Origin of the sequence: Bosea sp. BIWAKO-01 (genome assembly GCF_001748145.1) — a bacterium.
GTDB lineage: Bacteria > Pseudomonadota > Alphaproteobacteria > Rhizobiales > Beijerinckiaceae > Allobosea.
Window position 1 is genome coordinate 2,401,595 of sequence record NZ_BCQA01000001.1, and the last position, 18,045, is coordinate 2,419,639.

At 65.4% G+C, this 18,045-nt stretch carries 20 protein-coding genes; 10 read left to right on the top strand and 10 right to left on the bottom strand.

The genetic code is table 11. The features are described 5' to 3' along the window. Positions 1-11: 11 nt before the first annotated feature. Together rnk and BIWAKO_RS11040 are read right to left on the bottom strand one after the other, a co-directional pair. Positions 12-440 (bottom strand): nucleoside diphosphate kinase regulator, encoded by a 429-nt coding sequence (rnk, locus tag BIWAKO_RS11035; protein WP_069878719.1) that lies wholly within the window; start codon positions 438-440, stop codon positions 12-14. Between the two features lie 554 nt (positions 441-994). Further along, the gene (locus tag BIWAKO_RS11040; RefSeq protein WP_069878720.1) at positions 995-1,900 is read right to left on the bottom strand and encodes a dihydrodipicolinate synthase family protein; all 906 of its coding nucleotides are present in this window, start codon (positions 1,898-1,900) and stop codon (positions 995-997) included. A gap of 108 nt (positions 1,901-2,008) precedes the next feature. Here BIWAKO_RS11040 and BIWAKO_RS11045 point away from each other — a divergent pair, with 108 nt between their 5' ends. The 4 genes from BIWAKO_RS11045 to BIWAKO_RS11060 all read left to right on the top strand — a co-directional run bounded on the left by BIWAKO_RS11045 (position 2,009) and on the right by BIWAKO_RS11060 (position 5,827). Next, positions 2,009-2,767, top strand: coding sequence for a FadR/GntR family transcriptional regulator (locus BIWAKO_RS11045; protein WP_069878721.1), 759 nt, complete (start codon positions 2,009-2,011; stop codon positions 2,765-2,767). Continuing rightward, the gene (locus BIWAKO_RS11050; RefSeq protein ID WP_069878722.1) at positions 2,764-3,732 is read left to right on the top strand and encodes a tripartite tricarboxylate transporter substrate binding protein; all 969 of its coding nucleotides are present in this window, start codon (positions 2,764-2,766) and stop codon (positions 3,730-3,732) included. Before BIWAKO_RS11045 ends, BIWAKO_RS11050 begins: the two co-directional genes overlap by 4 nt. Before the next feature lie 102 nt (positions 3,733-3,834). Next, positions 3,835-4,308 carry a tripartite tricarboxylate transporter TctB family protein gene (locus tag BIWAKO_RS11055; RefSeq protein WP_069878723.1) on the top strand — a complete coding sequence of 158 codons (474 nt, stop codon included), beginning with the start codon at positions 3,835-3,837 and terminating at the stop codon, positions 4,306-4,308. A 7-nt stretch (positions 4,309-4,315) separates the two neighbouring features. After that, complete coding sequence (locus BIWAKO_RS11060) at positions 4,316-5,827, top strand: tripartite tricarboxylate transporter permease (RefSeq protein ID WP_069878724.1); 1,512 nt, start codon at positions 4,316-4,318, stop codon at positions 5,825-5,827. Positions 5,828-5,947: 120 nt separating this feature from the next. Here the strand turns inward: BIWAKO_RS11060 and BIWAKO_RS11065 are convergent, their stop codons facing one another. Genes BIWAKO_RS11065 through BIWAKO_RS11090 form a run of 6 tightly spaced genes read right to left on the bottom strand, consistent with a single transcriptional unit; the run spans position 5,948 to position 10,265 of the window. Further along, a complete protein-coding gene (locus tag BIWAKO_RS11065; RefSeq protein ID WP_069878725.1) occupies positions 5,948-6,235 on the bottom strand; it encodes a hypothetical protein in 288 nt (95 codons plus the stop codon). A gap of 8 nt (positions 6,236-6,243) precedes the next feature. Further along, positions 6,244-6,537: a copper-binding protein gene (locus BIWAKO_RS11070; RefSeq protein WP_069882369.1), complete on the bottom strand. Its 294-nt coding sequence runs from the start codon at positions 6,535-6,537 to the stop codon at positions 6,244-6,246. A gap of 31 nt (positions 6,538-6,568) precedes the next feature. Continuing rightward, positions 6,569-7,057, bottom strand: coding sequence for a cupredoxin domain-containing protein (locus BIWAKO_RS11075; RefSeq protein ID WP_069878726.1), 489 nt, complete (start codon positions 7,055-7,057; stop codon positions 6,569-6,571). A gap of 32 nt (positions 7,058-7,089) precedes the next feature. After that, positions 7,090-8,526 (bottom strand): multicopper oxidase family protein, encoded by a 1,437-nt coding sequence (locus BIWAKO_RS11080; RefSeq protein WP_069878727.1) that lies wholly within the window; start codon positions 8,524-8,526, stop codon positions 7,090-7,092. Positions 8,527-8,544: 18 nt separating this feature from the next. After that, a complete protein-coding gene (locus BIWAKO_RS11085) occupies positions 8,545-10,053 on the bottom strand; it encodes a TolC family protein (protein WP_244523413.1) in 1,509 nt (502 codons plus the stop codon). After that, the gene (locus BIWAKO_RS11090) at positions 10,050-10,265 is read right to left on the bottom strand and encodes a hypothetical protein (RefSeq protein ID WP_069878728.1); all 216 of its coding nucleotides are present in this window, start codon (positions 10,263-10,265) and stop codon (positions 10,050-10,052) included. Before BIWAKO_RS11090 ends, BIWAKO_RS11085 begins: the two co-directional genes overlap by 4 nt. A gap of 172 nt (positions 10,266-10,437) precedes the next feature. On the opposite strand from BIWAKO_RS11090, the gene BIWAKO_RS11095 reads away from it, so the two are divergent. From BIWAKO_RS11095 to BIWAKO_RS11105, 3 genes are read left to right on the top strand one after another with little or no spacing between them, the layout of a single operon-like run. Further along, positions 10,438-11,202 (top strand): response regulator, encoded by a 765-nt coding sequence (locus BIWAKO_RS11095; RefSeq protein WP_069878729.1) that lies wholly within the window; start codon positions 10,438-10,440, stop codon positions 11,200-11,202. Beyond that, a complete protein-coding gene (locus BIWAKO_RS11100) occupies positions 11,199-12,650 on the top strand; it encodes an ATP-binding protein (protein ID WP_069878730.1) in 1,452 nt (483 codons plus the stop codon). The genes BIWAKO_RS11095 and BIWAKO_RS11100 overlap by 4 nt, the downstream gene beginning before the upstream one ends. A gap of 20 nt (positions 12,651-12,670) precedes the next feature. Next, on the top strand, positions 12,671-13,099 hold the full coding sequence (locus tag BIWAKO_RS11105; RefSeq protein WP_069882371.1) for a DUF411 domain-containing protein: 429 nt from the start codon (positions 12,671-12,673) through the stop codon (positions 13,097-13,099). Positions 13,100-13,157: 58 nt separating this feature from the next. Here BIWAKO_RS11105 and BIWAKO_RS11110 read toward each other — a convergent pair whose 3' ends face one another. Together BIWAKO_RS11110 and BIWAKO_RS11115 are read right to left on the bottom strand one after the other, a co-directional pair. Beyond that, positions 13,158-14,501 (bottom strand): ATP-binding protein, encoded by a 1,344-nt coding sequence (locus BIWAKO_RS11110; protein ID WP_069878731.1) that lies wholly within the window; start codon positions 14,499-14,501, stop codon positions 13,158-13,160. 10 nt (positions 14,502-14,511) lie between these two features. Continuing rightward, positions 14,512-15,177 (bottom strand): response regulator, encoded by a 666-nt coding sequence (locus BIWAKO_RS11115; RefSeq protein WP_069882372.1) that lies wholly within the window; start codon positions 15,175-15,177, stop codon positions 14,512-14,514. A gap of 176 nt (positions 15,178-15,353) precedes the next feature. On the opposite strand from BIWAKO_RS11115, the gene BIWAKO_RS11120 reads away from it, so the two are divergent. The 3 genes from BIWAKO_RS11120 to blh all read left to right on the top strand — a co-directional run bounded on the left by BIWAKO_RS11120 (position 15,354) and on the right by blh (position 18,042). Beyond that, complete coding sequence (locus BIWAKO_RS11120) at positions 15,354-15,971, top strand: DsbA family protein (protein ID WP_069878732.1); 618 nt, start codon at positions 15,354-15,356, stop codon at positions 15,969-15,971. Continuing rightward, the gene (locus BIWAKO_RS11125) at positions 15,968-16,663 is read left to right on the top strand and encodes a L,D-transpeptidase (RefSeq protein WP_069878733.1); all 696 of its coding nucleotides are present in this window, start codon (positions 15,968-15,970) and stop codon (positions 16,661-16,663) included. Before BIWAKO_RS11120 ends, BIWAKO_RS11125 begins: the two co-directional genes overlap by 4 nt. Positions 16,664-16,743: 80 nt before the next feature. Then, the gene (gene blh, locus BIWAKO_RS11130) at positions 16,744-18,042 is read left to right on the top strand and encodes a bifunctional sulfur transferase/dioxygenase Blh (protein WP_069882374.1); all 1,299 of its coding nucleotides are present in this window, start codon (positions 16,744-16,746) and stop codon (positions 18,040-18,042) included. Positions 18,043-18,045 lie beyond the last annotated feature (3 nt).

The following is an 18,045-nucleotide window of genomic DNA, read 5'->3' on the forward strand; positions in this document are numbered from 1 at the left end:
GCCGGCCGCAATCAGGCCGGTTGCGCCGCGCCATCGGCCGGATCGCGGACGGCCTGAACTGTCAGCCGCTTCACATCGCCGCTGCGCGTCGTCCAGTTGATGGACTGCCCGACGGAGAGGCCGATCAGGGCGGTCCCGATCGGGGTCAGGATCGAGATCTTGCCCTGGGCGATATCGGCCTCGGGCGGATAGACGAGGGTGACGGTCGTGGTCTTGCCCGTGACCTCGTCCTGGAACAGCACTTCGCTGCCCATGCGCACGGCGTCTGCAAGTTGGCGCCCCTTCGCGAGAACGCGGGCGCGCGCCACCTCGTCCGCGAGTTCCGCCGCGACGTCGGGAAAGGTGTTGGTCGCGGCAATCGCGAGCTGGGTGAGCTTCTCGTGGTCGATTGCGGTCAGGGTGATACGGGGCTTTGCCCCGCCGGAGGTCCGGTTAGTCATGTGAACGTCCTGAATGAATGCGCGCCCGCAGGCAGCGCGTACCAGTGGAAAATTGCGCGCAGGCGAGCTTGCACGGCCGGACAATGGCGTCGGCGGCTCTCTGCCTTCGGCAGACGCCTTAGTCGCTTGCGCTGATGGATGGGTTTGCGGGGCGTTGCCCGCTTCGACCTTTAGTCCGGAATGATGCCGATTCGGCGCCGGAAGGCCGACCGCCCCGAACCCGAGGCGCGCGGCGCGACGAATCCGGGGCTAGTTGCCCGCGATCAGGTTACCTGCCCGGTGCAGGCCGCGACGGAAATTGGAGAAGCGCGCCATCATGTCTCATGACTTAGGCTCGCTGCCCGAATTGTCAAATCACAAGCCTGCCGGAAGGCCGCGGTCGCGGACGGCAACGCTGCCCTGAAACACGGGGCAAGGCAGGCGGGGCGACTTCCGTCTGGGCCCGATCATGACGCTCGATCATCGGACCGGGTGGTATGCAGGCCGATGATCCAACGTGTTGTGTTTGCGTCGGCTTTCCCGAAAAGCCGCGATCCACTGTTCGGGCCGGTGCCTTAGGCCGCAGCGCTGTAGGGGCCGAGCTGCGTGGCGTGCCGCCGCACGAGCTCCAAACCGAACTCCGTCGAGCGCAGAGCGGGGGACCGGTCGTGAATGACAAGGCCGGCACGCTCGCCGAAGAGGCGCTTGCCATAGCAGAGCAGGCTCTCGATCGACTGCATGATGAAGACGATTGCAGGCGAGACGTCGCGATAGGCGGCCTCCGCGCCGGGCTCGTCTCCGGCCATGAAGCGGTTATAGGCGCGGAGCGAATGATCGATCGTGTCGGGGGCCAGGATCATGCCCGCGCAGCCGGCGCGCAGGTTGTCGACCAGTTCGAGGCCGCCGCGACCGTTGAAGACCGGAAGCCGCCCCTCTGTGGTCGTGATCAGCTGCCGAATCTCCACGGCTGGGCCTTCACCCTTGATCAGGCTGATATTCGGATGGCGCGATACCAGTTCGCGGATGTCTTCGGCAGAGAGGCCGCGCCCCATATAGGCTGGTGCATTCTGGATCGCGACGGGCAGCGAGGTTGCGTCAGCGACCCGACCAAAGAAGCTTATATATTCGGCTGCTCCAAAACTGCCGACCATCGGCGGCTGCAGGATGACCCAGTCGGCCTTCGCAGCCTCGGCTGCCCTGACCTGCTCGATCTGTTCCGCGACGGACGTGCCGTAAATCGTGAAGGCGAGCGGCACGCGTCCGGCGGTATCCTCGGAAACCCATTCCATCAGCGCCAGGCGCTCGGACTGGGTCAGCTTTGACACTTCGGTGGCGAGGCCGAGCGCGGCCATGCCGTGCACGCCAAGCGCAAGGCAGAGCTCCGTCTGGCGGCGCATCGATGCCCGGTCAAGCCGCTCCTGCTCGTCGAACAAGGCATAGACCATGGCATGAATGCCGGCGAACGGCGGCGCGAAGCCCATCTCGTATCCTCACGATAGCGTGTCGTTTCGAAGATCAGATGTTAAACATCAGATGAATGGTTGCAAGCGAAACCCGAGCGTGGCAATTTCATGAATATGGAGGGTCGAATGTCCCAGGCTCATGGCATGCGGAAAGGCGCGAAGCCCGGAAAGATCGGCGCGATGGTCGCCGCGCTCGGGGCCGCCATCGTGCGCGGCGAGATCGCGCCGGGGGCGGTGCTGCCCCCCGAGCACGAATTGGAGGCGCATTACCGGGTTGGCCGCAGCGTCGTTCGCGAGGCGATGAAGACGCTGACTGCGAAGGGATTGGTGAGCGTCCGCCCTCGCCACGGCACGCATGTGCGTCCCGCCCAGGACTGGATGCTGCTCGACAGCGATGTGCTGGGATGGGTGCGGACCGGCGGGGGGCTCGACCGCAGCCTGCTGCTCGCACTGGAGGAAACCCGCGCGATCATCGAGCCTGCGGCGGCGGCGCTGGCGGCGCAGCGCGCAACGCCTGAGGACGTCTGGCGGATCAATGCCGCGCTTGCCGCGATGGACGACGGCCAATTCAACCCGCAGGCAGCGATTGCGGCGGACAAGGCTTTTCACCTCGCCATTCTCGAGGCGACGCATAACCCGGTGCTGCGCAGCTTTCGCGGCGCAATCGATGCGATCCTGAGCGCCATCTTCGACATCACCGTCGGCGTCTTCACCGGCAACCTGCCGAACCATGCCGCCGTCGCACGCGCGATCGAGGCCCGCGACGCAAAGCAGGCGCGCGAAGCCATGGAAGTCCTGCTTGGCTACACCTACGGGCACCTGCTCTCGGACGGCGCAATAACGCCGCCGGATCTCAAGAAATCCATCTTCGGAGAAACGCCATGACATTCAAGACACTGATGCTCGCCGCAGCGATGACGGCGACGAGCCTTGCCGCGTCCGCCGCCTGGCCGGAGCGCCCGGTGACCCTGATCGTGCCCTGGGCCGCCGGGGGCGGCACCGACGCTGTTGCCCGCATCCTTGCGGCGGGGCTGGAGAAGGAACTCGGCAAGCCGGTGAATGTTGTCAACCGCACCGGTGGTGGAGGCGTCGTCGGTCATACCGAGATCGTCAACGCCAAGCCAGACGGTTACACGATCGGCCTGGCGACCGCCGAGGTGACGACCTTCTACTGGTCGAACACCGCACCCTTCACCTATGAGAAGCTGACGCCGCTGGCGCTGGTGAATTTCGATTCCGCCGCGTTCAACGTCGCGTCCAACAGCCCCTGGGCCAATCTGCGCGCGGCGCTGGACGACATCCGCAAGCAGCCGGTCGGCCATTTCAAGATGTCCGGCATGGCGGCAGGCGCCGCCTATCACCTCGCCTTTGCCGGACTGTTGCAGCTCGAAGGCATCGACCCGAAGAGCGTCGTCGTCGTGCCGAGCCAGGGTGCGGCGCCTGGTTTCCAGGAGCTGGCCTCCGGTGGCGTGCAGATCGTCCCGTCGTCGCTGCCGGAGGGCAAGCCGATGATCGATGCCGGCCGCGTCAAGTCGCTAGCCGTGCTTTCGAAGGAGAAGATCTCCGCCTTCCCGTCGGTGCCGACGGTCAAGGATGCGATTGGCAAGGACTATGAGGGTGGCACCTGGCGCGGCCTTGCGGCGCCCGCCAATCTGCCGGCCGAGGTCACTGCCCGTCTTGTCGAGGCGACCGACAAGGTGGCGAATTCCGACAGCTACAAGAGCTTCCTGGCCGAGCGCGGCTTTGGCTATGCCTTTGCCAAGGGGCCGGCCTTCGGCAGCTTCCTCGCCGAGCAGCACAAGCGCAATGGCGAGATCATGGGCGCGCTCGGTCTGCGCCTGCGCCAGTAGTTCCCGCCAATTCCAGCCCGGCCCCCTGCCGGAGCATGATGCGGCGCCGGCTCTGGCGCGCCGCATCCACCCCATCGTGTCCTTCGCGTCGGGCAGGTCTGCATGAAATTCAACGATCTTTTCGCCGGGCTGGTGTTTCTCGGGCTGGCCGCGCTCGTCGCGACGGCGTCCTGGCATCTGCCGAACCCTTCGCAGCAGCCGCTGGGCCCCTCTGCCTTCCCGCTGATCCTGTCCGGACTGCTGGCACTTTGCGCCGTGATCCTCGGGGTCAACGGCGCTCGCGCGGTCGACCGCGGCCCGATGCTGGCCCTGGCCGGCTGGGCGCGCAGCCCTGCTGCACTGCTGAAGCTCGCGCTCGTGCCTGGCGCAGTGCTGTTCTACCTCTGGTTCCCGGAGGCGCTTGGCTTCCTCATCACGGCGCCGCTGATCCTCGTCGTGCTGTTCATGGCGGGCGGTGTCCGGCCGGGTCTGGCGGTTCCGCTCTCCCTACTCGTGGCGCTTGCGATGCATTCGATCTTCTATCTCGGTCTCGGCGTGCAGCTGCCGTGGGGCCCCCTCGAACCGATCCGTTGGTGAGGTCGCCATGCTCGATGCCTATGTCACAGCGCTGGGGATGGTGCTCGATCCCTATGTGCTCGCTGTCATCACCGCCTCGGCCATTTACGGCCTTGTTGTCGGATGCATTCCCGGCCTGTCCGCCACGATGGCGACAGCGCTTCTGGTGCCGCTGACGTTCTTCATGCCGCCCGTCCCGGCCATCGCCGCGATCGTCACGACCAGTACGATGGCGATCTTTTCCGGCGATATTCCGGGCTGCCTGCTGCGCATTCCCGGCACGCCGGCCTCGGCGGCCTATGTCGACGATTCCTATCAGATGACGTTGCGGGGCGAGCCCGAACTGGCGCTCGGCATCGGGCTCTGGTTCTCGGTTCTCGGCGGGCTGTTCGGAACTGCGGTGATGATGGCGGCGTCCCCGGCCATCGCCGATTTCGCGCTTGGCTTCGGCTCGGTCGAGTTCTTCTGGATCGTGATGCTCGGTCTCGGCGGGGCAGTCTTCATTGGCTCTTCGACGCCGCTCAAGGCCTGTATCGCATTGCTGATCGGCCTGATGATCTCGCTTGTCGGCATGAACAATCCGGCTGGCCAGCCACGCTTCACCTTCGACTCCACCGAGATGCTCGGCGGTGTCTCGCTGATCCCGATGATGGTCGGCATGTTCGCCTGCTCGGAGGTGATGCGCCACATGATCGCCGATGGCAGCGCGCCGCAGATTGTCATCAAGAAGATGGGGCCGATCTTCGCCAATATGTGGCGGCTGACCAAGCAATACCCGTGGCAGCTCATCCGCGGCAGCGCGCTCGGGACCGTTGTCGGCATCCAGCCCGGCAGCGGCGCCGACATGGCGGCGTGGATGTCCTATGCGATGAGCAAGCGCTTCTCGAAGACGCCGGAGAAATTCGGCACGGGTCACCCCGAAGGGCTGATCGAGGCGGGAGCTTCCAATAACAGCTCGCTTGCCGGCGCCTGGATTCCCGCTCTCGTCTTCGGCATTCCCGGCGACTCGATCACCGCGATCGCCATCGGCGTCCTGATGATGAAGAACATGGCGCCGGGGCCGACGATCTTCGTCAACAATCCCGAGAACGTCTACGCGCTGTTCCTCGTCTTCGTCATCGCCAATCTGCTGATGCTGCCGCTCGGCTGGGCGATCATCAAGGTGGCCTCGCGGGTGCTGCAGGTGCCCCGCAAGATCCTGATGCCGATCATCCTGCTCTTCGCCATCGTCGGCTCCTACGCGATCAACAACTCGCTCTTCGATGTCGGGCTGATGCTGGCCTTCGGTGCCCTTGCCTTCGTGCTGGAGGAGAACGGCTTTCCGGTTGCGCCGGTCATTCTCGGCGTGGTGCTCGGCCCGCTGCTGGAGGAGTATTTCATCAACTCGATGATCAAGTCCGACGGCAGCCTGATCGGCCTGGTCAATCGACCGATCGCGGCGGTGCTTGCGGCGGTGACGGTCGGGATCATCGCCTGGACGATCGTCGCCTCGCTGCGGGCTCCGAAGCATCCGGCCAGGCCGATGCCGCAAGACCTGTGAACGAGACCTGTGAACGTCGCTTGAAGCAAAAAAGGAAGGCCGGCAGCGGTGATCGCGCTGCCGGCCTTCTTTCCATTGTGCGCTTTCCCCCGCGCGAACGACCGGCAAGGGGCTGCTCGGCTACCTGTCCCGCTCGTCCTCCGACGAGGGGCTGCTTGCTGTCCAACGACCTGTGATACAGACCAGCTCGATCACCTTGTGCTCGGTGCTGAGGCAGTTCGCCCGGTAGATGACGATCGTGCCCTGATCGGGCAGCCTGGTGACCTTGGCGTTGGCACAGCCGGATTCGAGCAGGGCGCGCTGCAGGTCGCCGTCGCTTGCAGCGACCGGGACTGGAGCGGATATGACGAGGGCAGCGAGTGCCGCGAAGAACCGATCGCGCCCGCTGCCCGCCGAAATGCGGGGCACCGCTGTGCTTACTTCGCCTTCTGCAGCGAGGTGACGGTGATCTGACCGTTGACGCGATCCGCGGTGAACTTGACCTTCTCGCCGGCCTTCAGCTCCTTGAGCATGGCCGGGTCGGCGGCCTTGAACACCATCGTCATGCCGTCCATGTCGAGGTTCTTGATCGGGCCGTGATCAAGCGTGATCTTGGCCTGAGCCATATCGACCTTCTTGACCGTGGCACTCACCAGGGCTGCGTCCTGCGCCAGGGCCGCGCCAGCGAGGCTGCCGCTGACAAGCGCGATCGTGAGAAGTTTGCGCATCATGATCTCCATCGTGATTTGAGGGTTGCAGGCGTCACTTGACGGTGATGGTGCCGGTCATTCCGGCTTCGCGGTGGCCAGGGATCAGGCAGGAAAAATCGAACTGCCCGGCCTTGGTGAACTGCCAGACGATCTCCCCGGTCTTTTTGGGAGAGAGACGCTTGGCGTTCGGATCGTCATGCTCCATGTCGGGATTCTTCTGCATCTCGACGGCGTGCTTGAGGTTCTCCTCGAGCGTCGCGACGACCAGCTCGTGATCGAGCTCGCCATTGTTGCGCAGCTGGAACCGGATCTGTTCACCGCGCCGGACCTCGATCCTGTCCGGGATGAACTGCATCTTGCCGTCACGCTCGGCCATGGCGATCTGGATCAACCGGGCCGGCTTCTTGGGATCACCCGGCTTGCCATAGGCGGTCTCGTCGCCATGGCCATGCCCGGCTCCGCCAGGACCGGCCAGCGCTGCCGCGGCGGAGAATATGACGGCCACAGCCGCCAAGCCGAGTTTCGTGAACTGCTTTGACATGGTTCCTCTCCCGAAGGGGTGTCGATGGACGTTCAGTGGTTGGAATGGCCGCCGGCCTTGGCCGCGGGCAGCGGCTTGCCATCCGGGCCGAGCCGGGGTTTGCGTGGATCCTTCACGCGCCAGTCGGCTGACTGCACGCCGCTGTCGGGCGCAGCCGCACGGGGTGCCTCGGTCAGCTTGGCGCCCTTGTATTCGTAGGCGACGGTGCCTTCCGGGTGCTTGAACCAGCCGGGGTCCTTGTAATCGTTCTTGGCGAGGCCCTCGCGGACCTTCACCACCGAGAACATGCCGCCCATTTCAACCGGGCCGAACTGCGCGAAACCCGTCATCATCGGCAGGGTGTTGTTCGGCAGGGGCATCTCCATCGCGCCCATCTCGCCCATGCCGTTGGAGCCCATCGGCATATAGCCTGGTGCGATCTTGGCGATCCGCTTGGCGATGTCCTTCTTGCCGACGCCGATATAGGTTTTCACCGAGTGGCCCATGGCGTTCATGGTGTGGTGCGACTTGTGGCAATGGATCGCCCAGTCGCCGAGCTCATCGGCGACGAAGTCGAAGGCGCGCATCTGGCCGACGGCGACATCGATCGAGACCTCGTCCCAGGCCGCTGCAGGGTCGACCCAGCCGCCATCCGTGCAGGAGACCTTGAACTCGTAGCCGTGCATGTGGATTGGGTGGTTCGTCATCGTCAGATTGCCGAAGCGGATGCGCACCTTGTCGTTCTTCGCCACGACGAAGGGATCGATCCCCGGGAAGACCCGGCTGTTCCAGCACCACAGATTGAAGTCGAGCATCGTGTTGACCTTCGGCACATAGGAGCCGGCCTCGATGTCGAAGGCGTTGAGCAGGAAGACGAAATCGCGGTCGACGCGGCGGAAGGCCGGGTCCTTGGGATGAACGACGAAGAAGCCCATCATGCCCATCGCCATCTGGACCATTTCGTCCGAATGCGGGTGGTACATGTAGGTGCCGGAGCGCCGCAGCAGGAACTCGTAGACATAGGTCTTGCCGGGCGGGATATGTGGCTGGTTCAGCCCGCCGACGCCATCCATGCCGTTGGGCAGACGCTGGCCATGCCAATGGATCGTCGTGTTCTCGGGCAATTTGTTGGTGACGAAGATGCGGACCTTGTCGCCCTCCACGGCCTCGATGGTGGGGCCCGGCGACTGGCCGTTATAGCCCCAGAGATAGGCCTTCATGCCCGGCGCGAGCTCGCGCTCGACCGGTTCGGCGACGAGATGGAATTCCTTCCAGTCGCCGTTCATCCGCCAGGGCAGGGTCCAGCCGTTCAAGGTGGCGACCGGCTGGTAATCCGGCCCGCTGGTTGGAACCAGTGGTGCCTGGGTCGAGGCCTCCGTCATGGTCGGCGCCTCGGGCACCGAAGCGAAGGCGGTGCGGCCGGAGACGGCCGTCGCACCGGCAAGGACGAGGCCGGACGAGCCGATGAAGCCTCTGCGTGACATGGTCATGGTGTCGTTCCTTGCTCGCTAGTGGCCTGCGCCGCCGCCGTCGCCACCGGTGCTCGCGGCGGCCGTAGCTCCACCGCCTCCGGTGCCGCCACCGCCGATCACGACGTGCTTGAGGTCGGTGTGGGCAATCCAGAAATCGCGACGCGCATTGATCGCGGCGACATTCGACAGGATGCGCCCGCGCGCGTCGGTGATGAGCTGCGTCACATCGACGAGCATGCCGTTATAGTGCAGCAGCGACTCGTCCTGGATGATCTTGCGCAGCGGCAGGACGTTGTTCTGGTATTGCCGGGCGATGTCATAGGTGGCGCGATAGCTGGTATAGGCCTCGCGTGCTTGCGAGCGGATATTGACGGCCTTCTCGGCTAGCTTGTTGGCGGCCTGCATATAGTTTTGCTCGGCCTGGACCACGCGCGACTGTCCGAAATCATAGATCGGGATCTCGATCTCGAGTTCGAGCGTGGTGCTGCGCTTCGTCTCCCGCTCGACGTCGCCATCGGCCAGAGCCCTGCGCCCACGGTCATAGGTGCGCCGGCCAAGCAGATCGACGTCGTTGACGAAGCGGGTTGCGTTGGTGAGACCAAGCGACTTCGCCAGCGCGTCGAGATCGCCGCGGGCGATCTGCAGGTCGATCCGCTTGCGCAGGGCCTCGGCTTCGATGGTCCTGGCACTCTGGATTTGCGGAAGAGGCGCAAGATTGACGGGGATCTGGAACTTCAGCTCATCGCCCCATAGGCCAAGCAGCCGCACGAGGCGTTCGCGTTCCTGGCGCTGCAGCAGGCGTGCCTGGGCGAGCTGGGCGCCGAGTTCGGCGTCGAAGGCGAATTCGCGGGCCTGATCGAGCTTGTTGATGCCGCCGGACTCGCCGAGCCGCTTGAACAGCTCGGAGGCGGCGTCGGTGGAGTTCTTGGCCTGCTCGAAGAAGCCGACCTGCGCATTGGCGGCGACGGCCCGGTAATACTGCCGGCGCGTGTCGGCTGCCAGCGTCAGCACGGTTTCGGCGGCGCGCAATTGTGCGGTCTGGAATTTCTCGCGGGCGATTGCGGCGCGCGCCGGCAATGTCGCAAGCGCGAAGAGGCTGCCTGCGACCTGGCGCTCGATCTCCAGTTCAAACCGTCCCGAGAGCTTGGAGATGCCAAAACGGGGATTGGGCGGCAGGCTCGCCGCGACCATCTGTGCCTCGGCAATGCCGAGATCATTGAAGGCGGCTTGCAGGCCGCGATTGCTGAGCAGCGCGATCTGTACCGCGGAATCGGCCGTCAGCGGCTTCCTCAGCAACTGGTCGACGCGCGCCTTGGCGCTGATCGCCGCCTCGGCGTCATTGATCTTGACCACGTCCTTCTTCAGCTCGCTGAAGGCGAGATTCTGCGCCGGGGCGATGCCGCCATCGGCGGAGAAGGTCGCGCAACCGCCCAGGAGCGCGGCCATGCCGGCGACAAGGGCAAGGCGGGAAGCCGATGGGAAGAGCATGATCGACCGGAAGGGAATGGGCGCAGGCGTGGCCCCAGTGATCGGTCCTTCGGTCATGGCTGCGGTCCAACGCGCCGATTGAGTTCACGCCAGTCCTTCGGCTCGGCCGGCCGCAGCACGGTGCTGCCGGCGGTGACGCTCTGATAGGCAGGGGTAGGGACCTTCACGTTCGGGTCGGCCGGACGTGCGAGATAGTCGGGCAGCGGTTTGCCGGCGCAGGCACCGAGCACGATCGCAAGGGTTGCGAGGAGGAGTGGTCTTGCAATCATCGCGATTCGGCGTCTCCAGCGGCGTGGTGACGTTCTGACTAGCAACGGCGCTCCGGCCGCGTCCGTTACAAATTGTTGCGAAGCGATCCGCGCATTTGCCGCAAGCAGGCGTTATCTTGACCCTTGAGCCGCGTACCGATCACTCCTGGCCCGTCCAGTCGGAAGTCCGAAGTTGAACCCATTACCTGCAAGCGTTCAGGCCGAGGATCACGGCCATGTGCTGGTGGTCGATGACGACCCGCAGATCCGCCTGCTGGTCGCGCGTTTCCTGCAGCGGCACAGTTATCAGGTCAGCGGTGCTGCCGATGGCGATTCGATGTTCGACATCCTCAAGCGCAGCGAGATCGACCTCGTCATTCTCGACCTGATGCTGCCGGGCCGTTCGGGGATCGAACTCTGCCGCGATATCCGCGCGATCTCGCCGGTGCCGATCGTGATGCTGACGGCCCGCAGCGAGGAGAGCGACCGCATACAGGGGCTGGAGGTCGGCGCCGATGACTATGTGACCAAGCCGTTCAGCCCGCGCGAGCTGCTGGCGCGGGTTCGGGCCGTGCTGCGGCGCACGCGCATCCGCCGGGGCGAGCCGAGTGATCGCGCCAGCGAGCAGATCGGCTTCGACGGCTGGACGATGGATCTGCGCCGCCGCGAATTGCTGTCGCCGTCGGGAACGCTGGTCGATCTTTCGACCGGCGAGTTCGACCTGCTGCTTGCCTTTGCCGAACACGCCAACAGGGTGCTCTCGCGAGAGGTGCTGATGCAGTTCGCCAAGACGCGCAGCAGTGACGACCCTTTCGACAGGACGATCGATGTCCAGATCAGCCGCCTGCGCCGCAAGCTCGAGGCGGATACGAATGGCAGCCAGTTGATCAAGACAATTCGAGGTTCGGGCTACATGTTCACGCCGACCGTGCAGGCGCGCGAGGGTGAACCGGCATGAGCAGGTCCTTCCGTCCGCGTTGGCCCGACACCGTAGCGGGCCGCGCCATCCTGATCCTCGTTGCGGCGCTGCTCGCTTTCCATTTCGCCGGCTACTGGGCCTATCGGGTCAGTGTCGACAGCATGGCCAATGTGCAGCGCGACAAGGCTCTGGCGGAGCGCATCGTCACGATCAAGCGCGCGATCGCCGGCAACGTGCACGCTGCCGAGCGCGATCGCGTCGCCCATGATCTGTCGAGTGCGAGCCTGGAGGTGCACTGGAGCAATGTGAGCCTCGTCCTCGGCTCCGCGCCGAGAACCGAGCGCACGCAGGCGATGGCGGCACGGCTGAAGGAGCTCGCGCCCGAGCTGGCATCGGAGTCGTTTCGCCTCGGCTATGCCGATGGTGGGACGCCGGGTACCGGAGAGGGAAGCGCCGGAGAGGGCGATGCCGGTCGCCATATGATGCTGGTCTCGGTCAGGCTGGACGACGGCTCCTGGGTCAATTTCTCTTCGACGACTCTCGGGGCCGCGCAGCATGCCGACTGGAACGTGCTGGCGATCATGATCTGTTTCGGCGTGGCGATCATCGTCATCGGCGTGCTGCTGCTGCGCTGGGCGACGCGGCCGTTGCGCGACCTCGCGCTGGCAGCCGAGCGCTTCAGCCTCGACCAGGCCCCGACACCGCTCAGCGAGGTCGGCCCCGTTGAGGTGCGCCGGGCCGCTCGCGCCTTCAACACCATGGGCGAACGCATCCAGCGCCTCGTCGCCGAGCGCATGCAGGCGCTGGCGGCGGTCTCGCATGACCTGCGCACGCCGATCACGCGCCTGCGGCTGCGCTCGGAGCTGATGGAGGACGAGGCGACGCGCGACCTGGTCGATGCCGACCTCTCCGAAATGGAGGCGATGATCGATTCGACACTCGAATTCCTGCGCGGCGGCGTCTCCAGCGAGGCGATCCGCCCGCTCGACATCGTCTCGGTGATTGAAACCATCGTCGACGACCATATCGATCAGGGGCGCACGATCACGCTCAGCGGCCTCGGTCATGGCCGCGTGCTCGGTCGGTTGCTCGCCTTGAAGCGGGCCTTCTGGAACGTGATCGGTAACGCCGTGAAATATGGCGATCAGGTCTCGATCGCGATCTCGGAGACACCGACCGGCCTGAGCTTCATCATCGAGGATGACGGGCCGGGCATTCCCGAACACGAGGTCGAGCGCGCCTTCCAGCCGTTCGTTCGGCTCGAGGAATCGCGCAGCCGGGAAACCGGCGGGACCGGTCTCGGTCTGACGATCGCGCGCGCCGTCATTCATGCCCATGGCGGCGAGATCTTGCTCGCCAACCGGGCGGAAGGAGGCCTCCGGGTCACGGTGACGTTGCCGACGCTCGCGGCCAGCGAACAGCAATTCGCGGATGCGCTGACGACGGGACGCTTTCCCTTGCCGGCTGCGAACCCGGTCCGCTCATGACTTTCTATCTGGAGAGAACGATGAAAACCCTTGCTACCGCGCTGACGCTCGCGCTCTTCGCCGCTCCGGCGGCGGCCCAGTCCATCCAGGTCCATCTCAGCCCGAGCTGCGGCTGCTGCAAGTCCTGGGTCAAGCATCTCGAACAGGCGGGGTTCTCGCCCAAGGTCGTCGAAAGCAAGGACATGGCGGCGAGCAAGCGCAAGATCGGCGTGCCCGATAACGTCCAGTCCTGCCATACCGCGATCATCGAGGGGTATTTCATCGAAGGCCATGTGCCGGCCCCGGACATCCGCAAGCTGTTGCAGGACAAGCCGGCTGCAATCGGCCTGGCGGTCCCCGACATGCCCGTCGGATCTCCCGGCATGGAGGTCGAGGGCGTGACGCCGGACCGGTATGAGACGCTTCTGGTCGGGGCAGATGGCGAGACGACGGTCTTCGCGAAGCACTGACCTAACCTGCTGTGTTTGCATCGGCCCGAAGAGCGCATCCGCTCTTCGGGCCGATGCTTTAGCGTCGCAGTGAGCCTTCGTTCCAGAGGAGCGCCGCCTGCAGCCCCGGGCCGTCGGTGCGGTTGCTCAGCACGAGCAGCGCTCCGATGCGCCTGGCGGCGATGTCGACGATGGTCAGGCCGAGCCCCGTGCCTGTCGGGCTCTTGTGGCGACCGCGGTAGAAGCGTTGCGTGACGAGACCGAGCTCCTCCTGCGGGATACCGGGGCCCTGGTCGCATACCGCGACACCGCGACCGTCGGCGGCAGGACGCCATGACACGGTGCCACCGCGCGGCATATGCTGGATGGCGTTTTCGTGCAGGTTGCGCAGCGCCAGGGCGAGGCTCTCGCGGTCGCCCGGTACTTCCAGGACTGCGAGCCCAGGATCGAGTTCGACGTCGATGCCGGCCGCCGGAGGCGTACTGTCGATGATCTCGGCGAGCAGCCCGCTGATCCGGATACGGCCTGTGGCTGGACCTTGCTGTTCCGTCTCGAGCTTTGCGAGCGTCAGCAACTGGCGAACGAGCCGGGCGGTGCGGTCCACCGAGATCAGGATCTGGCGCAGCGCGCCTTCCCTGATCGTGGCGTCGGTCGTGGCCAGCGCGATTTGCGCCTGCGTCTTCAAGCCGGCCAGCGGGGTTCGCAATTCATGGGCCGCGAAGGCGGTGATCTCGCGCTCATGGCGGCGGGCGGCGGCGACCTTGTCGAACAGGCCGTTCAGCGCGTCTGCGAGCGGCCGGACCTCGATGGGGGCTTCAGCCGCCGCCAGAGGGCGCATGTCCTCGGCGTCACGCGACTTGAGTTCCGCAGCCATGGTCGCAAGCGGGCGCAAGCCCCGGCCGAGGCTGAGCCAGATCAGCAGGCCGAGCAGCGGGGCGATCAGCAGCGCGGGCGCGAGAAGCCCGGCGATCAGGTCGTTGACCAATCCATGGCGCAAGCCGATGCGATCGCCGACCATGACGCGGATGCCCTTCTGGGCATCTTCGACCGCGTAGACCCGCCAGCGTTCGCCGTCGACCGTCCGATCGGAGAAGCCGGCGGCCTGATCGGTCAGCTGGGAGCCCGGCGCGCCGCTGGAACGGGCAACCAGCCGGCCGTCGAGCGACCAGATCTGGCAGGATAGCTGGCGCTCATAGAATGCCGGCTCGACCGTCGCACCGGGTAATCCGGCGATCGCGGTCTCCGGCATCCGGCCGGTGTCGACCAGCGAATGCACCATCTTCGCCGCCTCCTGCAGGCGGGTGTCGAGCACATGCTCCAGCTTGGATCGGCTGTCGAGATAGATCCAGGCGACCGCGCTGAGCCAGATCAGCCCGGTGGCGGCAATCAGGATGACGAAGAGGCGTGTGCGCAGGGAGGTCATGGCCCAGGCCTCATTTCGTCACCTGTCTCATCCGGTAGCCGAGGCCGCGCACGGTCTCGATCGCGTCGCGGCCGATCTTGGCACGCAGATTGTGGATATGGACCTCGACGGCGTTGCTCTCGATATCCTCCTGCCAGCCATAGAGCCGGTCTTCGATTTCTCCCTTAGAGCGGACGGCGCCAGGACGCTCCATCAGAGCCGACAGCACCGCGAATTCCCGCCGGGAAAGCGTGACGGGCGTGCCGGCGACGCTGGCGGCAAGCGTTGCGGGGTCGAGGATGATCGCACCGGCAGCCATGACCGGCGCGGCCCGGCCGGCGTTTCGGCGCGCCACGGAGCGCACCCTGGCCGCCAGTTCGTCGAGGTCGAAGGGCTTGCCGAGATAGTCGTCAGCGCCGGCATCAAGGCCGCGGATCCGGTCCGCGACCTCGTCCAGCGCCGTCAGGAGAAGTACGGGCGTGCGGTCGGAGCTGCCCCGCATCTCCTTCAGCACGTCGAGCCCGGACCCGTCGGGCAACATCAGGTCGAGCACCACGGCGTCAAAACGGGAGGTTGCGAGCGCGGCCAGCGCCTCGGCGCAGGTCTCGACGCGGTCCACCGTTGCGCCGGCAAGCCCGAGCCCGACCTTCAGGCCGTCCGACAGAACAGGATCATCCTCCACGACGAGGATACGCATTTCGGTTCTCTCCATTGGCCACGCCTCCCTCGCTGGCGCGGCTTAAGGCTGGCTTAAGGTGGATTTCCGACCCGGGACGCACTCTTTGCGCAGTGCATCACCACGCCGTCCGGCGTGCCGTGCGGTGCCAGACCTCATTCGTCCATCCGGACCCGGAACCCTGAGCGGAACCCAGCATGAATCGCAGAAACCTCATTCGTATTGCGGCCGTGCTGGCCGCTGCGCCTTTCATCACGCCCATGGCGATGGCCCAGATCATCGATGTCGAAGGCATCCTCAATGATCCCGAAGCACCGGCTGGCGGGAACCCGAAGGGCGATGTCACGATCGTCGCCTTCCTCGACTACAACTGCCCCTACTGCAAGAAATCCGCCCCCGACCTCGCGCGTGTCGTCAGGGAGGATGGCAAGATCCGCCTTGTCTACAAGGAATGGCCGATCCTGGGCGAATCCTCGGTCCTTGCATCGCAGATCGCGCTCGGTGCCGGCTATCAGGGGCGCTACGAGGCCGTTCACAAGGCCCTGATGGGGCTTCCCGGCCGGCTGAGCTCGAAGGACACGATCCTGGCGGCGGTCAAGGGCGCGGGCATCGACATGAACCGCCTGCAGGCCGATCTCGATGCTAATGCAGAGAAGATCACGGCACAGCTGCGGCGCAATCTGGCGCAAGCGGATTCGCTGGGCCTGCAGGGCACGCCGACCTATCTGGTCGGGCCGTTCCGGACCTCGACACTCGACTACAAGGGTTTCAAGCAGGTTGTCGCCGATGCACGCGGAAGGCAGGCGGCACGATGAGGCGGCAGGTTCGCCCGGCGATGCTGCCGTCGCGCCGCAAGGCGGTCAGGATGCTCCTCTCCGTCGTCGGTCTTCCGCTTCTGGCCGCCGCCTGCACGACGGTCTCACCACCGCCGCCGCAGATCGTGAATGCGACCCCGACGGTCGACCCGCTGGCGGCAGAGCGCTATGCGGCGCTCGACACTGAACGCTTCTCCGTTCCCGCCGTTTCGCTCGAGGATCTGAAGCCGGCCTATATGCGCCAGCTGGTCGATTACCCGACCCGTGAACAGCCCGGAACGATCGTCGTCGATCCCGAAGCGCGCTTCCTCTATCTCGTGCAGGAGGGCGGCAAGGCGCTGCGCTACGGCGTCGGCGTCGGCAAGGAGGGGCTAGAATTCACCGGGACGGCGCGCGTCGAGCGCAAGGCACAATGGCCGCGCTGGACGCCGACGCCGGATATGATCCGGCGAGAGCCCGGCCGCTACGCGAAATGGGCCGGTGGCATGGCCGGCGGCGCGCGCAATCCGCTCGGCGCCCGGGCGCTCTATCTGTTCAAGAACGGCAAGGACACGCTCTACCGCATCCATGGCACCAACGAGCCCTGGACGATCGGCGAGGCCGTCTCGTCAGGCTGCATTCGAATGATGAACCAGGACGTGATCGACCTGTATAATCGCGTTGCCGGTGGCTCCAGGGTGGTGGTGCTCTGACCGCATGACGTGCTTCTTGCGGGTCTTCAATATACATTATATGATATTGTATATTGAAGACCCGCAAGAGGAGCGATGCCATGCCGACCGTCAGGATCAGCGACAGGCTCACCATTGGTGGCCAGCCTTCGCTTGCCGAGTTTGGGCAGCTCGCAGGCGAAGGCTTTGCGACGGTCGTCAACAACCGGCCCGATGGCGAGGAAGCCGGGCAGCCCGGCACCGAGGCCGAGGCGTCCGCGGCTGCTGAAGCCGGGATTGCTTATGCGCATATCCCCGTCACCGGGCCGACCATTACCGAGGCCAATGTGCGGGCATTCCAGAGAGCAGTCGCCTCCGCATCCGGACCGGTCTTCGCCCATTGCAAATCCGGAACGCGCGCGTTGACGCTGCACGCGCTGGGCGAGGTCCTCGACGGGCGTCTCGAGGCGGCTGATGTTCGGGCATTCGGCGAACGCCTCGGCTTCGACCTCAAGGGAGCGCAGGCTTGGCTCGCTGCCCGGGCGGTGCCCGGCCGGCCTGAGGTCAAGGGGTTCTACGAGCCACGCAGCGGCAGCATCCAGTATGTCGTCTCCGACCCTGCGACGAAGAGCTGTGCGATCATCGACCCGGTGCTCGACTATGACGAGAAATCCGGCGCGACCAGCACGGCGAGCGCCGATGCGCTCCTGTCGCATGTCGCGGAGCAGGGACTGACGGTTGAGTGGATTCTCGACACCCATCCCCATGCCGACCATTTCTCGGCTGCGCATTATCTGAAGCAGAAGACCGGGGCGCAGACCGGTATCGGTGAGCATGTGGTCGAGGTGCAGAAGCTTTGGAAGAAGCTCTACAACTGGCCGGCTCTGCCGACGGATGGTTCGCAATGGGACCGGCTGTTCGCTCATGGCGACCGCTTCAAGCTTGGCTCGATCGATGCGCATGTCCTGTTCTCGCCCGGCCATACGCTGGCCTCGATCACCTATGTGATCGGCGATGCGGCGTTCATCCATGACACGCTGTTCATGCCGGATTCCGGCAGTGCCCGGGCCGATTTCCCCGGTGGCAGCGCCAAAGCACTCTGGGCCTCGATCCAGGGAATTCTGGCCATGCCCGACGAGACGCGCCTCTTCACCGGCCACGACTATCGGCCGGGCGGACGCGAGCCGTGCTGGGAAAGCACGGTCGCAGAGCAGAAGCGGGCGAATCCGCATGTCGCGGGGATGGACGAGGCGGGCTACGTCGCGCTGCGCGAGGCACGCGACAGGACATTGCCGATGCCCAAGCTGATCCTGCATGCGCTGCAGGTGAACATTCGTGGCGGGCGCTTGCCGGAACCGGAAGACAATGGCCGGCGCTATCTCAGGATTCCGCTCGATGCGCTGGAAGGGGCGGCCTGGTGAGCC